The following is a 16,826-nucleotide window of genomic DNA, read 5'->3' on the forward strand; positions in this document are numbered from 1 at the left end:
TACCTTAAACCAGATCACCGTGCTAACCGGTGATCTGGTGCTTTGTTCTCAAGATTTGATTTTTATTTCAAGTACAGACTGCATTCCACTGCGAACCGTGGTTTCTGCAAGCTCCAGTCCACACTTATCCAATAGCGCAGTAAATCTGGGTAGATCAATCTCCCGACCACCGATCTGCATCATCAGTAAGTCATACCAGTTGGCATGGGCGTGTTCCGGGCCATCACCGGCAATATGATCAATCACAAACAGACGGCTGTCGCCATGCATGGCTGCCTGACAGTTTTGTAAAATACGCTCGCATCTATCCTGGTTAAATCCGTGAAGAATAGCTTTGAGGATATAGACATCCTGCCCTTGGGGTATGTCCTCAAAGAAACTCCCGGTGACTAACTGAAAATGGGATGAATGATGCTGAATATCCTCGCTCCGGGCAGCCCGTTCGATTTCAACAGGTTGCTCAAGTAGCGTGCACTGGATACCCGGATAAACTGACAGCAACTTCAGGAGAAAAGCGCCGGTTCCACCTCCAAGATCTGTGACGGTTTCTGTTCCGGCTAGAGGAAGGAGATCAACAGTTGTTTCTGCACCATAGCTGGTGAGTTGCTGCATCACCCGGTCAAACAATGCGTTTTCTTCATTATGAGTGCCCAGATACTCATAGATCTCCTGATCAAAACGACTTTTGAAGGGGGATTGATCTGATGAGGCCTCCAGACTGTCAGTCATATTCAGCCAGGCATCACTGATCCACTCTCTGGAGTTCATAATAATCAGATCTTTCATGGTGCCGGCGATATTGGAACGCAGATAATGACTGGCCTCATTGTTACTGAACCGGCCGTCCGGCAGGCGGTTGAAAATACCATCGGATGCCAATGTCCGTAATACCCGTTCCAGCCGGTCACTATTCAGCCCTGTATTGGCTGCGATATCAGCTGCACTCAGGGGCTGGTCAGCCAGTTGATCCGCAATACCGAGTTTTGCTACGGCGAGGGTGGTTTGAAACTTCCAGTGTCCCATCGCCATTTGATAAAGAGTGGTTCTGTCATATGCCGTCATCAGCTATAGCCTGTCTTGCCTGAGATAAAGCAGTCCGCCGGCAATAAGCCGGCGGATAAGTGTTATTCAGGAGATAGTTATAGCCAGAATATCAATCAGACGTGTCAGAAGATGACTCAGCGGTATTGTCAGGTGAGGACTTGTCTTCAAGTTCCAGTGACTGCAGGGCTATGACGGCCTGAGTACGGCTGCGAACACCCAACTTGCGGAAAATAGCCGTAACGTGAGCCTTGATGGTTGCTTCAGAAACTTCCAGATCATAGGCGATCTGCTTATTCAGCATGCCTTCACTGATCATGCCGAGTACCCGGAACTGCTGTGGAGTCAATGATGCGATACGAGACTCCATATCACTGACAACCTCGGTCTGGGCACAGGCTTCGGTAAATCCGGGAGGGAACCAGCGTTCGCCGTTATTGATGGCTAACAACGCTTCTTTAATGGTTTCAGGGCGGGCAGATTTGGGAATAAAGGCTCTGGCACCATGGCGGGCAGCCTTTTGTGCGGTGGCATCGTCCTCATTGGCCGTAATAACGGCTACCGGGACTTCAGGATAACGACCATGCAGGAAAACCAGGCCAGAAAAGCCATGAGCACCAGGCATATTCAGGTCAAGTAAAATCAGATCCGGCTTTTCGGTGACTTCTGCTGCAGTTTGTAGCTCTGCAATGGTCTCAGCCTCAACGAAGGCGGGTTGATCGAAGACCTGATCCAGCGTCAATTTCAGAGCACTGCGGAACAGCGGGTGATCTTCGGCAATAATTATGGTTTTAGCAGCATCGGCAGCAGATGAGGTCATAATCTACGCATCCTTGCGTTTGGCCGTTTCCTGACAGGGCTTTATTCAAGCATAGCCTATGGCAGGTCTGGCTTATTGCGTCACCGGTTCTGATCATTGCTATCGGGTCAAAGCCTGCATTTCACCCTCTTCATTGATGCAGTTCTCACAGAACTTTTCCGGGTGCTTACCCTGAATATCCTGATAAAAGTGCTGGATTGCAGCCATATCGCGCTCCAGATCGCCCGTAGGGCGGAAGCTCGGGCCAATGCCGACTACTTTCCGGCCAAAATCGAGGTAACCCAGTACGATAGGCACGTTGGCTTCCCGTGCGATATGATAAAAGCCGGTTTTCCAGCGAGATACCTGGGAGCGGGTGCCCTCGGGAGACAGGGCAATAATCAGCCTGCGGTTGGTACGAAAGGCATTCACAGCCTGACTGACAATGCCGGTACGACGCTCACGATTCACCGGAATGCCGCCCATCCAGCGCATGATTGGACGTAGCGGGCCATAAAACAGGCTGACTTTTCCGAGCCAGTTAATACGCATACGCAGTATCATGGAAGCACTGATGGTCAGGGCAAAGTCCCAGTTACTGGTATGGGGAGCGCCAATCAGAACATAGCGTGCGCTTTTGGGTGGCTCTCCCTCGACCTTCCAACCCAGCAGCTTCAAGGTCAGCCAGGCCAGGCAATATAGCAACTGACTGATTATCGGCGTATTGAATACGGTAAATCGCATCGGAAATCTCTTGATGATCTTACAGGACGAGGAAAAGGTGCTTGAAAAAGGGAAGGCCGCACAAGGACGCAAGGTGATTCACGCGGATTGTGACTGCTTTTATGCAGCGGTTGAATTGCGGGATAACCCCGATTTGCGTGGTCGTCCACTAGCGGTAGGCGGTATGCCTGACAAGCGTGGAGTGATTGCTACGTGTAATTACGAGGCGCGGGAGTTTGGAGTACGGTCGGCAATGGCTTCAGGTCAGGCATTACGCTTATGCCCGGATTTGCTGATTGTGCCGCCGAGAATGAAACACTACCGGGAAGTTTCCCGGGAAATTCATGCCATTTTTACTGATTATACCGACCTGATTGAGCCGCTTTCTCTGGATGAAGCCTATTTGGATGTCTCTGATAGCGAGCGCTGCCGGGGTAGTGCCACCCTGATGGCCAAAGAGCTGCGACAGCGGGTCAGAAAAGAAGTTGGTATTGTGATCTCTGCTGGAGTCGCGCCGAATAAATTTCTGGCCAAGATTGCCAGCGACTGGAACAAGCCGGATGGTTTATTTGTGATTACTCCGGATCAGGTGGATGAGTTTGTAAAGCAATTGCCGGTTAGCAAGCTACATGGTGTGGGCAAGGTTACTGCAGAAAAACTCCGCAAGAAACGCATTGAAACTTGTGGAGATCTGAGAAAGTATTCAAAGCTGGAGCTGGCGAAATGGTTTGGTCGTTTTGGTGAAAGGCTACATGAGCTTGCTTACGGGATTGATAACCGTGCTGTGGAAACTTCCCGTCGGCGTAAATCGCTTTCGGTCGAGCATACGTATGATCATGACTTACCGGATATCAAAGCTGTCCAGAAAGAGGTTTTCCCATTGCTTGAAAGCCTGGAGTCACGCTGGGAGCGAATAAGTAGAGAATACTTGCCGACCAAGCGGTTTGTAAAACTGAAGTTTAATGATTTCACCCAGACAACTTTGGAAACATTGCTTCCGGCTGGGGAGTCACCCTTTAGCCCGGCTGAGTATCAGAAACTCTTTAAAGAGGCTTTTGAACGGAAAAAACTGCCGGTACGGCTGGCTGGCATTGGTATTCGACTGCATGACCTCAAGCCGCCCGAGGGTGGGCGGCAGTTAAGTCTGTTTGACGAATAATATTGGTTCTTACATTGAGAGCCATTTTGTGAATGCCCAGCCCTGAAGATTGGATTCCGGGTAATTTTTTACAGTGGGTGAAACCAGTCGGAATTTAGGGCCTTTAAATAGAGGTATAACAGGTACCTCTCTACAAATAACCTTCGCAGCCTCTAGATAACAAGTCTTTCTTCCCGACCAATCCGCTTTCTTACAACGAGCCTGGTAATAAAGCGTATTCAATTCTTCAACGGGGTGACACGGAATCATTCCAAACATTGGAGCCAAAGGAACGATAAAAGCTGATGGCTCATTATAGGCTGCAAGCCAACCCCAACCGAGTAGGTCAGCATTTTCTACTCCTTGCCTGAACTCGTTCCAGGGCAATGTGTCAGATATAAATGAGAGTTGTCCCCCTGCATCCTGAAAGCGCTGATTAAGATGATCAATGATTTTCGACATCACACCGCCTGGATCTTCACGCTCTGGTGTCATGCAAATAAGTACTGTTTTACCCGGGTGGCTAGTGAGCCAGTGATCACACGCCTTTTTAATAGCGGTATTCTCAGCAGCCTTGTCTCGTGCTGGGGGCTGCTGAAAAGGATGAAAGTCGTCAAAATCAGGAATAAAACTGGTTGCTGGTGACAGATAGTCCTGCATTCCAAGTTCTTTGATTATATCTTGCAGTTCCAATGCTGCCGCTATCGCCTGTATTAAATCCTGATGCTCAGGCATCGGTATCTTTTGCGTTCGAGGCATAAGAAAACCGGTAGCCAGCATATGAATAACCTTCATATGGGTTTTATCCAGATGAGCAAAGTCGCTGGTGGGTAAGCCCTTTGTTATCTGAAGCCTTTTGGCACGGAATTCAGCTTCCTCTGTTTCCAGGTTAGTAATTCCGTGCCAGCTCACCTGAGGAATAGTCACACTTTCAGCAGAGTGATAAGAAGTATTTTTACTCAGTGTTAAACAGGGCGCTGAAAACTCGCTGTCACAAAGTTCTACTGATACCAATTTATAAGGGCCACAGCAGATCAAGCTATTGCCCGGCTTTTCCCATTCAATAGGGTATAACCCCACTCCTCTCATGCTGGAGTGAACAGGCAGAAAAGATGGAAACGCCAACAGAGCAGGAAAAATTTCCTCAATAGGTGGGATATTTTCATCAAGCTCAATAATGACTGTGCGGTCATCAGGTGCACTTACTCCCAACTCTTGATGTGAGCATGATCCAGCGAGTATTTCCGCTGCATTTTTAATGCCTGCAACAATAAGATATTTAGCGTAAATGGATTTCTTGTTCTTGCCTAAAAGCGCCAATCGTCGAAAGCTTTCTACAAAGTCTGTTGCTGTCAGGGGGGACCCATCAGACCACTTTAGTCCTGCCCGGAGTTCAAAGATCCATTGTTGGGGGTTGGAGGTATCCTGCTTGAATGTTTCAGCAAGTCCCGCCACAATCTTTCCTTCAGGACTTTGGGTTACCAGTCCTTCAAAGAGATCGTACATGACAGAAGCTTCAGGCTCGCCATGAAAATGATGAGGGTGAAGGGAGTTGATGGTGCCACCATTACTTCTATGAAGATGGTTGGCACTAACCTGAGAGACAAGTCCGATACATAGACAAAGAGCAAATACAGGAATCCATCTCATTGGGAATTATGGCTTTTGCTGTTGAAGTGACAGTTATAGACCATAGATCCCGGAAAGGTTCTTAAGCCCCATCTGTTTTTTCTACAGGCGCAGTAATAACCGGTGTATTCGGCATTATGGTTGCTGATAGTACGGACAAGAGACAGTATCCGGTGAAGAACCAGAAGCCACTATGTAGCTCAGCGTCAAACTGCAATATACCCTCCGCTCCCTGACTGGCTTTGGCGGCCAGGAACGCCACCAGAATACCGGCAACAAAAACATCCGCCATGGACCATTTGCTCAGCACATTAACACCGGATTGAAGGCGGTTTTTGGCTTTCCCCGGAGCCATAAATACTGAAGCCAGCAGAACTATCCCTTTGATCACCGGTATAACAACTGAAAAAATAACAATCAGCAGAGCAACGGGAGGATGACCGTTATTCCATAAATCCTGTGCGGTTCCCAGAATGTTACGGGTCTTGTTATAAACTTCACTTTTACCTTCAGCCTTCACTTGGGCCAGAAAACTGTCTGCCATATTGGCCAGCATGGGAGGCACATCACTGCGCTGGGTAATTATTTTACGGCCTTGCTGGATCAGGGATTGATGATCCAGCTCTCCCTTGAGAGTAAAGAAGGGCTGGGTCAATCCGGGCAGAAGGAATAGAAAACCAAGAATAAGAATTATTGTGGCAGTGAATGTTCTATTCATGGTGAGATTCGCTTTATTATTAACTTACTTAAAAAATCCTAGCATATGATCAGTAACTTTATTTTGAACTGTTCTTTGTAGACATAGTTACACAAATAAATTTATTCATATTTTTAATATTTTTTAAAGATCGAATTCACTTAAGTGATCAGGAATTGTTTTCATTGTTCCGGAAATGGGAGTCTATATCGTCTTTTAATATATGGTTTTTAATTATTATCAAAGTACAGTTTTTTTGAAAAAAGATGAATAGTGTCTAGTCTGAATTCCTTGAGTCGTTTTAAAAAAATGATTCCGTTTCTTTTTTAAATCAAATAATACAAAAATATATCGAGAGTGCAAGAATGATTTTTTTAAAATCAGTTTTGATTGCTTTTTTATCCCTGTTTTTGGTATGCGGATCTTCCTGCTTGTACGCTATGAAGGGGGTTTTACTGCATGTTGTTGAATATGATGTTGAGAATGAATATGGGTGCCGCAAGATAGTGTCAAACAGGGAGAGTCTTGTTCGAATCAATAAGGATTTAAGTCATTCTTTAGCGAGAAAGTTACAGAAGAGTGAAGAAGGGGGGGATAGTTTTAATCGTCTGGCTTTAGTTAAGTTAGATTGCCCTGCTACGGCCTCACAAGGTGATTTTCCGAGAATAGATCTTGTCTTTAAGGAGGCTAATGGATCTTTTCGCAAGCTGGGTGGTGTCCCCTTTGCGGACTGGACTATGAGAGTTTCAATGACCTCCGGTGCAGAGTTACATGACTTACGCAATCTGACGGCACCTGATGGTCTGAAAGTAACGATTACTTTTATGTGTTTTGCAACAGATGAACAGTGGGAAGAGCACTGGGCATGTGCAATGGCTGAACTGCCCAAAAGTTGCGTACAAGACGGTAGAGATCTTGATGAGGAGGATCCTCCTTTCATGTATGAGAAATTAAGTGGTCTCAATAGAGCTCATAAGGGATATCGGCGCTCTAAATTACGCCGAAACCCGTGTTATTCAACTCTGTGTGGTCAGGTTGATCAGGCTTTACTTTCCTCATCTAATATCCAGGATAATCTGCCTAGAAAATTGTCGTCCAGATGGCTACCTATTGCTCTTGACTACATTCTTGAAACAGAGCACCAATCACAATCTGTAGTATCAGAGGAAAGCCTGCCGGTTGAAACAGAAGACGATACTCAAACCGTCCTGGTTGAGCCTGACAGAGATAATCATACTGAAACGGGTCGGCTCAAGCTGCCGCTATTGACACCCCCTGACTATGTACAACGAAAAGGAAAAACGACTACCTGTGACGAACCTCTGGTCGTGGCAGATGCAGTTGAACGTACTGCTGGCAGTGAGCTCCATTCTGGTGTTGATGTGCAGGGTGATGCAACGGCAGAGCTCCCTTTTAAGGCACCGATGCCTGTTGTTCCGGCAAGATCTCCAAAAGTATTGGAGGCTGGGAGAGAATTCCAGCCTCAAGGCAAGTCATTACAGCATAACCCGGCCTTCTCGTTGGATACTCATACCTCTCAGCCTGCTTTACATAGCGAGAGGGAGCATGAAGCTGCTATTGAAGCAGCGATTCGAAAGGGGCCTGTGCCAGTCCCTCGACGAAAGCCTCTAACTAAGCTTGATTCGGAAGAGTCTTCTGAAAATGCCGAACCCAATTTTATGGAATCCTGGGTGAAAGGGCAGCCATCTGGATTGGTAAAGGAACTCAAGCAATTTGATCCCGGTTCATTAAGAAAAGTTGAGCTTGAAAAGAGAACTAGTGAGGAAGCTCCTGTGCGGTCAGATTCTTTTTCCGGTGGTGTTCAGCTTGGATGCAAGGAATCTGGATTGGACGTTGGCAGACTCAAAAAGGTGCCCGTGTCTGCAAGGCCGTCTGAAACTACCATGTCTGCCCCGCAGTTTCTTCAGCAGCAGAGGCAGCTTTTACGACCTGTAGTTACCACAGTAGATAAAGGGCAGCCTCTGAGTGATTCCAGCGTGCACTGTGACAGTCATTCTGAGTCACAACAGCCACCTTTGAAGGATCCCGTTAGCTTTGCTTCGTCGCAACAGGTTAAGGCTTCTGGGAGGAAAATGAGTACCGTTGTAAAACCACTTCCTCCGGTAAAATCAGCTGCTGTCTCACGTGCAGCTAGAGATAAACTGGCGATCATTCCGAATACTTCTGAATGGGGCAGGAGAGATGAGCCTCTTGCCGGGGTGCGAAGGAAACCTAGTGTATCAGCCTCTAAGCCTGCGGATTCCAAACGCCCATGGCAAACAACTCCAGTGGATGGGAAGCTGGTGAGGTCACGGTTGATGTCAGAAATCAAGGCGTTTAGGGAAAGACAGCATTCTCTCAGGCATGTGGATCCGTCAGTAAGGGATCCTGCGAAGTGGCGTACAGCAAGTGACAGCAATGAGGTAGCGAGTATTCTTCGTAGGAGAGTGCCTATAGGGCAGTCATCTTCAGAAGACGAGTCAGCCTCTGGTAATGATAGTGACTGGTCGGATTAGATTACTAGTGCGTGTTCTGTGAAAATCCCGAAGAAGCTTCATAACCTTCTTCGGGATTTTCACAGAACAAAAGCTTCAGAAGCAGATACCTATCCAGGCTCAAGGTAATCTACCAGTAACTGCAAGTTATCATTCCCCCGATAGTGATTTACATCCAGCTTGTAAATAACCCGTGCCTGCTGAATAGTCGGATCAGGCCTGATCCCGATATCCACATTGAAGGTGATGGTATTAATCCAATAAGCATGCCTGCGGGCTGTTAAAATCACTTGAACACCCTGAATCAGGAGGTGAAACTGAATCAGATTCAGACGTTGATTCTGATTCATGGCAGTAAAATTATGAACTATCGTACTTTTAAAGAGTCATTAGCTGGCAGACAAAAATTATTTTGAAGAGGCAGAGTGGGCTCCACATTGTTTCTATTCGGAATATATGGAGAGTCCTTAATATGCGATCGGTTAGAAAATACTCGTTATTTATCATAGTGATGCTGTTCTTTTTTTATCATAAAGTCAGCGCTGCTGGGGTTTTAGTCAGCTATGTACAGCAATCAGTTGCAGGTGTCGGGGTATTACAGCCTATTGGTGGAGGTACCCTTACTTTTACATCTTCATTTGATGATGTCCTGTATAAACAAATAAAAAAACAAATGTCTGTAAATGGTTGCAAGAGTCTGAATATTATCAGTTGCTGTTTTGAAGAAGATGAGGCCTTCGACTATTCAGAAGTAATGGTTATTCAGGTCATTGGCCGTTCAGGACAAGTTATACGAGAAGAACAAATCACCCTTGAACCTCCCTATACCATGCTATGGATTGAAAAAGGTTGTAATTATAGAGTGAAAGCAACCTCGCTTTCCCAGCCAGCCAGATTGCTGTTTGCTCATATTGGAATGCAGCCTGATTCAAAAAAAACTCAAGCAACTCCCGATGAAAGTCAGGCGAGCTTCACTTTAATTAAGCCCCATTCAGCACCCGTAACTACGCAATATCACCGTGCTCAAATAGAGAGCATAGCGAGGTCATATAGCGCAGAGGATATTATGTCAATTCTGGGTGCTGTAAAAGTGTCCTTTGGGGAGGCAGAAGCTCAGGATGTACTGCTAACATCGCTATTAACCAGCTGGCTACCACTATTCCCGCTGCTTGTCAGGAGTAAGACATTAGTCACTGCATGTCCTTCTCCCCTGACCCCTGACAATCACCCCGGTCTGGATGGGGTAGATAATCTTCTTACCAGCTTCGACTCTATGTCTGTGGCCGGCCCAAAGCCGTCAGCGAGGATTCCGCATTCCAGTGGCACTCAGTTTGCTGTAACGCAATCTGAACTGAACTCTGTCAGGCTAAATAAAGCGGCTGTATCTACAATGCAGCCTGAACCTACAATGTCTGCCCAACAGTTTCTTCAGCAGCAAAGAAAGGGTTTGCGATCTGTCGTAACATCTTCGGAGGACCCTGTTAGTCATACTCCGTTGCAATCGGCTACAACTTCCGGAGGGAAGTTAAGCGCAGTTGCCAAACCTGTTCCTCCGGTAAAATCAGCCACTGTATCACTGGCAGTCAAAGAGAAAATAGTGACCACTCCGAAGACTTCTGAATGGGGCAAGAGAGAGGTGCCTCTTGCGGAGAGGCGAATGAAGTCCAGAGTATCAGCCTCTATACCTGCAGACCCCAAGCATCCATCTCAAACAACTCCGATGGGGATGGTCCAGCAGAGGTCACTGTTGTTGTCAGAAATCGAGAGATTTAAAGAAAAGCGTACTCTCAAGCATGTAGAACCGACAGTCAGAGACCCTGCTAATTGGCGTACAGCAAGTGAAAGTAAAGAGGTAGCGAGTATTCTGATGCGGAGAGTGGCTGTAGAGATGTCATCTTCAGAAGACGAAGCAGCCTCTGATAATGATAGTGACTGGTCGGATTAGGTTATTAGTGTGATATTCATTGAGTATTCCGAAGAAGGTTGTGAGGCTTCATAACCTTCTTCGGAGAAGTTATCTTTTACAGAGCAAAAGCTTGAGAAGCAGATGCCTAGGCAGGTTCAAGGTAATCTACCAATAACTGCAAGTTATCATTCCCCCGATAGTGATTCACATCCAGCTTGTAAACAACCCGTGCCCGCTGAATTGCCGGATCAGGCCAGATCCCGGTATCCACATTAAAGGCAATGGCATCAACCCAGTAATCATGACCGGTGGGTTGTAGTGTCATTTTCAGGTGGTGTTGACCCACAATACGCTGCTGAACAATTCTGAAGGTGCCGTCAAAGCAGGGTTCGGGGAAATTTTGCCCCCATGGGCCACCATTTTTCAGTTGTTGTGCCAGGTTCAGGTCGAAGTCTTCAATGGTCAGTTCGCCATCTGTCAGTAGCACGCTTTGCAATGCATCCTCATCCAGATGGGCGCGAGCTTCAGCTTCAAAGGCTTCAGTAAATTTGGGCAGATGCTTTTCTGCCAGACTGAGCCCTGCGGCCATGGCATGTCCACCAAACTTGGGAATCAGCCCGGGGTTGGCAGTGGCCACAGCATCCAGTGCATCTCGAATATGGAAGCCGGGAATGGAACGGGCAGACCCTTTCATCATGCCGTTATCGTCCGGAGCAAATGCGATGACAGGGCGATGGAAACGTTCCTTTATTCGGGATGCAACAATACCGATAACGCCCTGGTGCCAATCATTTTCATAGAGGCAGAGACTCCAGGGTAATTGCTTGCCATCTTCCAGCTGGATTTTTTCCAATGCCTTGATGGCTTGTTGCTTCATGCCTTCTTCGATTTCTTTCCGTTCCCGGTTCAGGCTGTCCAGTTCAGAAGCCATGGCTCTGGCACGGTTAATATCCTGACAAAGCAGCAGCTCAATACCCAGAGACATATCATCCAACCGTCCGGCAGCATTCAGGCGAGGAGCCATGGCAAAACCGAGATCAGAGGTAGCCAGTCGTTCCAGGCTTCTTCCCGCGACCTCGGCTAATGCCATAATGCCCGGCCGACATCGCTGAGCCCGCATAATTTGCATACCGATGTGAACCAGGGTGCGGTTGTTATTATCAAGGCTGACAACATCGGCGACAGTACCGAGTGCGACCAGATCCAGAAAAGACTTCATATTGGGTTTGGAGCGGTTATCAAACCAGCCCTCTTGTTCCAGCAGTGTCCGGACAGCGCACATAACATAAAAGATAATTCCGACACCGGCGGTATTCTTGCTGGCAAAGTCACAACCGGGCTGGTTCGGATTTACGATGGCATCGGCATCCGGCAATTCACGACCTGCAAGGTGATGATCTGTCACAACGACCTGCAAACCGGCCGCTTTGGCTGCTTTCACACCTTCAATGCTGGAAATGCCGTTATCTACCGTAATCAGCATATCCGGCTGCAAGGGCAGGGCGGCAGCAACAATTTCCGGGCTCAGGCCGTAACCATATTCAAACCGGTTGGGAACCAGGTAGCCCGGATCATTGGCTGCCATGGCCCTAAGAGCAGAAACAGCCAGTGCACTGCTGGTAGCACCATCGGCATCAAAATCACCAATGACCAGAATACGCTTGCCTGAGGTGATGGCTGCGGTAATCAGCTCTGCTGCCTTGTCGATACCTTTCAGCTGGTGATAGCGTGCCAGACCGTGTACTGAATAGTTCAGTTCAGCGTCCGAAGTAATACCCCGAGCGGCATAGACGCGCTGCAACAGGCGGGGAATCTGGCTGGAAAAAGACGTATCGGCACGGCATTCACGCTGAACGATTTTTTTAGGCATTGGCAGGAAAAGTCCGGGAAAAGTTCATCAATCCTGACCTGATCGTAACCCGTAATGCAGGTGGGCTGAAAGGGTGGCTGTTTAAAACGTCAGTGGAAGTTTATGAAAACCTTTCTGGATCAGGGTTTCAGCCTTGATGTAGGGTGATGGATCTTCCGCAAGTTTTAGTCCGGGCATTTTGCGAGCCAGTGTTTTCAGGGCGATGGCTAAGTCCAGTCGAGCAAGACGTGCGCCCAGGCAAGTATGAATACCGTGCCCAAAAGAAATATGCCGCGATATTCCCCGGGTAATGTCAAATACTTCCGGGTCTGGATTTACTGCCGGATCACGGTTGGCTGCAGCCAGCCCGAGGGCAATATAATCTCCGGCAGGAATGATAGTACCGTTATAGTCGATATCCTTGAGAGCTTTTCTGAATACAAAAATAACGGAATTATCAAATCGCAGCATTTCCTCAACGGCAGAAAAGGCCAGTTCAGGATTACGGACCAGCAGATCCCACTGCTCCGGATGTTCAAGCAGCTGGCAAATACCATTACTGAGCATATCGATTGTGGTGACATGACCTGCTGTAACCAGCAGACTACAAGTAACGGCAAGTTCTTTCTCGGTTGCAATACCCTGATTGAGAGCGTCAGCAAGTACACTGATCATATCATTTCCGGGTTGTCTGGCCCGTTCGCGAATAAAACGGGTAAACATTGCCCGGTTCAGAGTGGAGTTATTCATGGCCTCTTGCGCCATCGCATTTTTATCGCCTTCCACCGGATGGCCAAAAAATGCCAGCACTTTTTCCACTCGCTGCAGATACATCGGGCGTTCAGCTTCAGGAAAATCAAACAACTCACAAATGATTTCAAATGGGTAGCCGCGGGCAATATCACTGACCAGATCAAAATTTCGGGTATCTTCCGCTCTGGCTAATATCGGTTCCAGCGTGTTATCAAAGACTTGCTGAATCATTGTTTCCCATCGGGCAACCGCTTCCCGACTGAAGAGAGGATTGGCAATCTTGCGCAGCCGGGTATGGTCTGGTGGCCCCATGCTGAGCATGGACGAAGGCATGCTTTTCAGGCGAGAGAAAATTTCAGGGTTAGCCTGCTGCTCCTCAGCATCAAACAATGTGCTTATTGTTCGAGTACCAATATCAGGGTGCCGCATTAAAAAAGAGGTGACATCGAAACCGGTTGTTACCCAGCACTGTTTCTGTGAATCAAAATACAGCGGATGCTTTTCACGAATACGCTTAAAAACCGGGTAGGGATTTAGCAGAGTCTCTTTGGTAAACAGGCTGGTTTCAGACATGAGCTGCTAGCGTTAATTCTGCTTCAGAATATTCAGCATAGCAGCAGATCAGAACCAGCTGTTCAGCGCATTATCCAGTTGATAAATATCCTTGCGGAATCGAACCCGACCCTCGGCGTCAGGCCAGGCAGTGAAATAAACAAAATAGATGGGAATCTGTTCCGTCAGTTCTATTTTGGTCGTGACTTCAGACTGATGCCCTGAATCAAATTCAGCCGTCATTCCCAGATGCTGTCCCATCCGGTTGATAAGGACATCTATGTTGTGAACCCGGGTGCAGCCGGAACTCAGGCTACGGGCATCTTTGTCAAACAGCTCTGGCTTGTTGGTATCGTGAAGGTAAACACCGAACTGATTGGGTAAGCCCAATTTGTATTTTCCCAAACGGTTATCGACGCCGGGCAGTTGTTCCAGTCGATAAAGAAAGTTGCGGGCTCTTAGTTGTTGCCAGTTGATATTATCCGGATTCAGCTGAGGAGCATTGTCATTCCAGCTCTGGTAAACCAGAAAGCCTTCCCGTTCCAGAAACTCCGGGTCAGCTTTGATATTACGTAGCATGCTGCTTGAAGCAATGGACTGGGGCACTTTCCAGATCGGGTTGAAAGTAACACTGTCAACCGCATGACTGAAGACAGGTGTCTGCTTGTGTGGCATGCCGACAATGGCTTTATGGTAAAAGTTCTTTTCCTCAGTTTCAGCCCAGACCACATTGTATCCGGCAATATCGACCTTGATATGAGGGTAGGGTAACTGTCTTGGCATCCAGCGCAGACGTTCAAGGTTGGTTTTCAGGGTGCGGATATGCTGGTTGGTAATGGCAATCAGTGCCTGCCGGGTCAGAGCGCCCAAACGACCATCCGGCATTAGTTTGAATTGCAGCTGTACCTCGGTCAGTACATCTTTATGAGCCTGGGTGTAAATATCATCGGGTAGTGAATCGGCCAGATCGAGAGCTCGTAACCAGCGATTCAGCTTTGGTATTGCGGCATGGGTGTCCCCCTTGAACAGAATCAGATCATCAGGGAAATCATCAGGTGCCGATTCTCTCCATCCTCGCAGCTCTTCAAGTGCTTTCATCAATATCCGGTATTCAGGCTGTGAGGGCTCGAGGCTGGCAAGTAATTCTTTGGTTAGTTCAGGTGTGCTTTCCGATAGCCTTGGTGTATCGGCAATTCTCCAGCCGGGCTGGAACAGTTTGCGATCAACCTGACCGGTATCCATATAGCGAGCATATTTTTGAGCCAGTTGCTCTACGGTTTCCGGAGATGGTTCACGAACCAGTATCACCCAGTCTTTCTGGGCGACATTGATTCCGTGAGAGGGGAGGCGGCTGAGCCAATCAATATAAAAGCGGGTATCGGCAATAGCCTGGAAAGAAAAAAGGAACAGCATCCCTGCTATAAAACAACGCATGACATCCTCTGGATCTGCGACTACGGGTCAAGTCCTTTTGACCCAAAACCTGCGACTTCAAGCGCATGTACACTGCATTATTTTTTACATGCCCTTACTTAAACTAAAGTGCAGATTTAGAGAAATGCCAAGCTCATTTTAAAATAAAATTTGCAAGCCCGAAAACTCGGGCTTTATTTCGGTCAAACTTCGGCTTCAGTCAGTACTTGCTGACGCAGTTCCCGCTTGAGAATTTTGCCGGTAGCGGTCATTGGAAGTTGATCAAACGTTTTGACCAGACGTGGATATTTGTGAGAACCCAGTAGTGATTTTGCCCAGTCAGCAATTTCCTCGGTACTGCTTTGTGCACTTTGATGTAGCACGATGCAGGCCATAATCTCTTCACCATAATGGTCATCCGGTATGCCGATAACTGATGCGAGCATAATATCCTGGTGAGTCAGTAACACTTCTTCCAACTCACGCGGATAGATGTTGTAACCGCCTCGAATAATCATGTCCTTGAGGCGATCCACAATATAAAGATTGCCCTTTTCATCAAAACGACCAATGTCGCCGGTATGGAACCAGCCATTACGAATGGCTTCGGCTGTTTGTTCCGGGCGTCCCAGGTAACCTTTCATAATATTATGGCCTTTGATCACGACCTCACCTATTTGCCCAGGGTGCAGAGGTTGATCGTTTTCGTCCACAATACGCATTTGCACCCCGGAGATGGGTCGGCCGACCGAACCTGGCAGTCGCTCATGTTCAAGTGAGTTGAAGGCTGCGGCAGGAGAGGTTTCTGACAAGCCATATCCCTCAAGCACACTGACGCCAAACTTTTCTTCGAATTCGCACAGTGCTTCAACGGGCAGTGCTGCACCACCGCTGATGGATACCCGCAGATTTTCGGCAACCTGATGGGTCAGGTCTGTCTGGTCATGATTAGCTGCTTGGGTAAGGGCGATATACATGGTGGGAACACCGGCAAACAAAGTGATTTTTTCGTCTGCCATCAACTGTAATGCTGAATCGGGTGCAAAGCGGGGCATCATGACGGCAGTACCACCACAGGCAACCATGGTTTGCATTTGTACGACAAGAGCAAAGCAGTGAAACAGAGGTAGTGCGATCAGTGTTGTGTCCGTTGACGATGCTTGCAGGAAGCTCTGGCAAGCCAAAGTATTCATGCCGATATTGTAATGTGTCAGTTCGGCACCCTTGGGTTGCCCTGTTGTACCCGAGGTGTAAAGAACCAGTGCTGTGTCATTCGGGGTGCTGGGGTAGACACTTTCCATCGGAGCACCGGTCATAAGGTGTGCCAGTGTCTTTTGGCTATTCCATTCTCTGGTTCTGACGTTCTGGGTAATGGTATAAAAGTGCTGGCAGCTGGCAGTGTTCTCAAAAGCAGCCAGCCCGGTGGTGCCGATAGGGATATCCTGGGTTCCTTCAAAACAGAAGTAAGCTTTGGCGCCACTGTCTTGCAGGTGATATTCCACTTCGCGGCTACGCAGCAGGATATTAAGGGGAACGACAGAGGCTCCGGTCGCCAGAATGGCATAAAACACCATGGCGAACTGGGGAATATTGGGACAGCTCAGTGCCACTTTGTCTTCAGGGCCAATACCCTGTTGCTGCAGGTTGCGGGCAATTTGCAGGGCCGTATGTTGCAGCTCTTTGTAGGTCAGGCGGCTTTCTCCGCAAACGATTGCGGTTTTATCGGGATAGACGTCTGCGCTGCGACAAAGGAAATCACTGAGATTGGACATGAAAGAAACACCTTCAAATCGTTATTATTGTTATAGGCCAAGATAATCCGGGGGAATAT

13 protein-coding genes are annotated in these 16,826 nt (G+C 47.8%); 3 read left to right on the forward strand and 10 right to left on the reverse strand.

The features are described 5' to 3' along the window. Positions 1 to 48 precede the first annotated feature (48 nt). The 3 genes from ACYZZ0_RS12215 to ACYZZ0_RS12225 all read right to left on the reverse strand — a co-directional run bounded on the left by ACYZZ0_RS12215 (position 49) and on the right by ACYZZ0_RS12225 (position 2,584). Positions 49 to 1,062: a methyltransferase gene (locus ACYZZ0_RS12215; protein ID WP_461536910.1), complete on the reverse strand. Its 1,014-nt coding sequence runs from the start codon at positions 1,060 to 1,062 to the stop codon at positions 49 to 51. Between the two features lie 91 nt (positions 1,063 to 1,153). Next, a complete protein-coding gene (locus ACYZZ0_RS12220; RefSeq protein ID WP_461536911.1) occupies positions 1,154 to 1,861 on the reverse strand; it encodes a response regulator in 708 nt (235 codons plus the stop codon). Between the two features lie 99 nt (positions 1,862 to 1,960). Then, positions 1,961 to 2,584 (reverse strand): lysophospholipid acyltransferase family protein, encoded by a 624-nt coding sequence (locus tag ACYZZ0_RS12225; RefSeq protein ID WP_461536912.1) that lies wholly within the window; start codon positions 2,582 to 2,584, stop codon positions 1,961 to 1,963. A gap of 13 nt (positions 2,585 to 2,597) precedes the next feature. On the opposite strand from ACYZZ0_RS12225, the gene dinB reads away from it, so the two are divergent. Continuing rightward, positions 2,598 to 3,722 carry a DNA polymerase IV gene (gene dinB, locus ACYZZ0_RS12230; RefSeq protein ID WP_461536913.1) on the forward strand — a complete coding sequence of 375 codons (1,125 nt, stop codon included), beginning with the start codon at positions 2,598 to 2,600 and terminating at the stop codon, positions 3,720 to 3,722. 9 nt (positions 3,723 to 3,731) lie between these two features. On the opposite strand, the gene ACYZZ0_RS12235 is transcribed toward dinB, so the two are convergent. After that, positions 3,732 to 5,351 (reverse strand): ABC transporter substrate-binding protein, encoded by a 1,620-nt coding sequence (locus tag ACYZZ0_RS12235; RefSeq protein WP_461536914.1) that lies wholly within the window; start codon positions 5,349 to 5,351, stop codon positions 3,732 to 3,734. A 61-nt stretch (positions 5,352 to 5,412) separates the two neighbouring features. After that, the gene (locus tag ACYZZ0_RS12240) at positions 5,413 to 6,048 is read right to left on the reverse strand and encodes a paraquat-inducible protein A (protein WP_461536915.1); all 636 of its coding nucleotides are present in this window, start codon (positions 6,046 to 6,048) and stop codon (positions 5,413 to 5,415) included. A gap of 344 nt (positions 6,049 to 6,392) precedes the next feature. Here ACYZZ0_RS12240 and ACYZZ0_RS12245 point away from each other — a divergent pair, with 344 nt between their 5' ends. Next, the gene (locus tag ACYZZ0_RS12245; protein WP_461536916.1) at positions 6,393 to 8,543 is read left to right on the forward strand and encodes a WH2 domain-containing protein; all 2,151 of its coding nucleotides are present in this window, start codon (positions 6,393 to 6,395) and stop codon (positions 8,541 to 8,543) included. 89 nt (positions 8,544 to 8,632) lie between these two features. Here the strand turns inward: ACYZZ0_RS12245 and ACYZZ0_RS12250 are convergent, their stop codons facing one another. Further along, positions 8,633 to 8,872: a hypothetical protein gene (locus ACYZZ0_RS12250; RefSeq protein WP_461536917.1), complete on the reverse strand. Its 240-nt coding sequence runs from the start codon at positions 8,870 to 8,872 to the stop codon at positions 8,633 to 8,635. Positions 8,873 to 8,994: 122 nt separating this feature from the next. On the opposite strand from ACYZZ0_RS12250, the gene ACYZZ0_RS12255 reads away from it, so the two are divergent. Beyond that, the gene (locus ACYZZ0_RS12255) at positions 8,995 to 10,467 is read left to right on the forward strand and encodes a WH2 domain-containing protein (protein ID WP_461536918.1); all 1,473 of its coding nucleotides are present in this window, start codon (positions 8,995 to 8,997) and stop codon (positions 10,465 to 10,467) included. 106 nt (positions 10,468 to 10,573) lie between these two features. Here the strand turns inward: ACYZZ0_RS12255 and recJ are convergent, their stop codons facing one another. The 4 genes from recJ to ACYZZ0_RS12275 all read right to left on the reverse strand — a co-directional run bounded on the left by recJ (position 10,574) and on the right by ACYZZ0_RS12275 (position 16,767). After that, positions 10,574 to 12,298: a single-stranded-DNA-specific exonuclease RecJ gene (recJ, locus tag ACYZZ0_RS12260; RefSeq protein WP_461536919.1), complete on the reverse strand. Its 1,725-nt coding sequence runs from the start codon at positions 12,296 to 12,298 to the stop codon at positions 10,574 to 10,576. 81 nt (positions 12,299 to 12,379) lie between these two features. Continuing rightward, positions 12,380 to 13,603, reverse strand: coding sequence for a cytochrome P450 (locus tag ACYZZ0_RS12265; RefSeq protein WP_461536920.1), 1,224 nt, complete (start codon positions 13,601 to 13,603; stop codon positions 12,380 to 12,382). Between the two features lie 48 nt (positions 13,604 to 13,651). Continuing rightward, on the reverse strand, positions 13,652 to 15,016 hold the full coding sequence (locus ACYZZ0_RS12270) for a L,D-transpeptidase family protein (protein ID WP_461536921.1): 1,365 nt from the start codon (positions 15,014 to 15,016) through the stop codon (positions 13,652 to 13,654). A 182-nt stretch (positions 15,017 to 15,198) separates the two neighbouring features. After that, positions 15,199 to 16,767 carry a long-chain-fatty-acid--CoA ligase gene (locus ACYZZ0_RS12275; RefSeq protein WP_461536922.1) on the reverse strand — a complete coding sequence of 523 codons (1,569 nt, stop codon included), beginning with the start codon at positions 16,765 to 16,767 and terminating at the stop codon, positions 15,199 to 15,201. Positions 16,768 to 16,826 lie beyond the last annotated feature (59 nt).

This window comes from Spongorhabdus nitratireducens (genome assembly GCA_947387575.1).
Taxonomy (GTDB): Bacteria; Pseudomonadota; Gammaproteobacteria; order Pseudomonadales; family Endozoicomonadaceae; genus CANDOC01.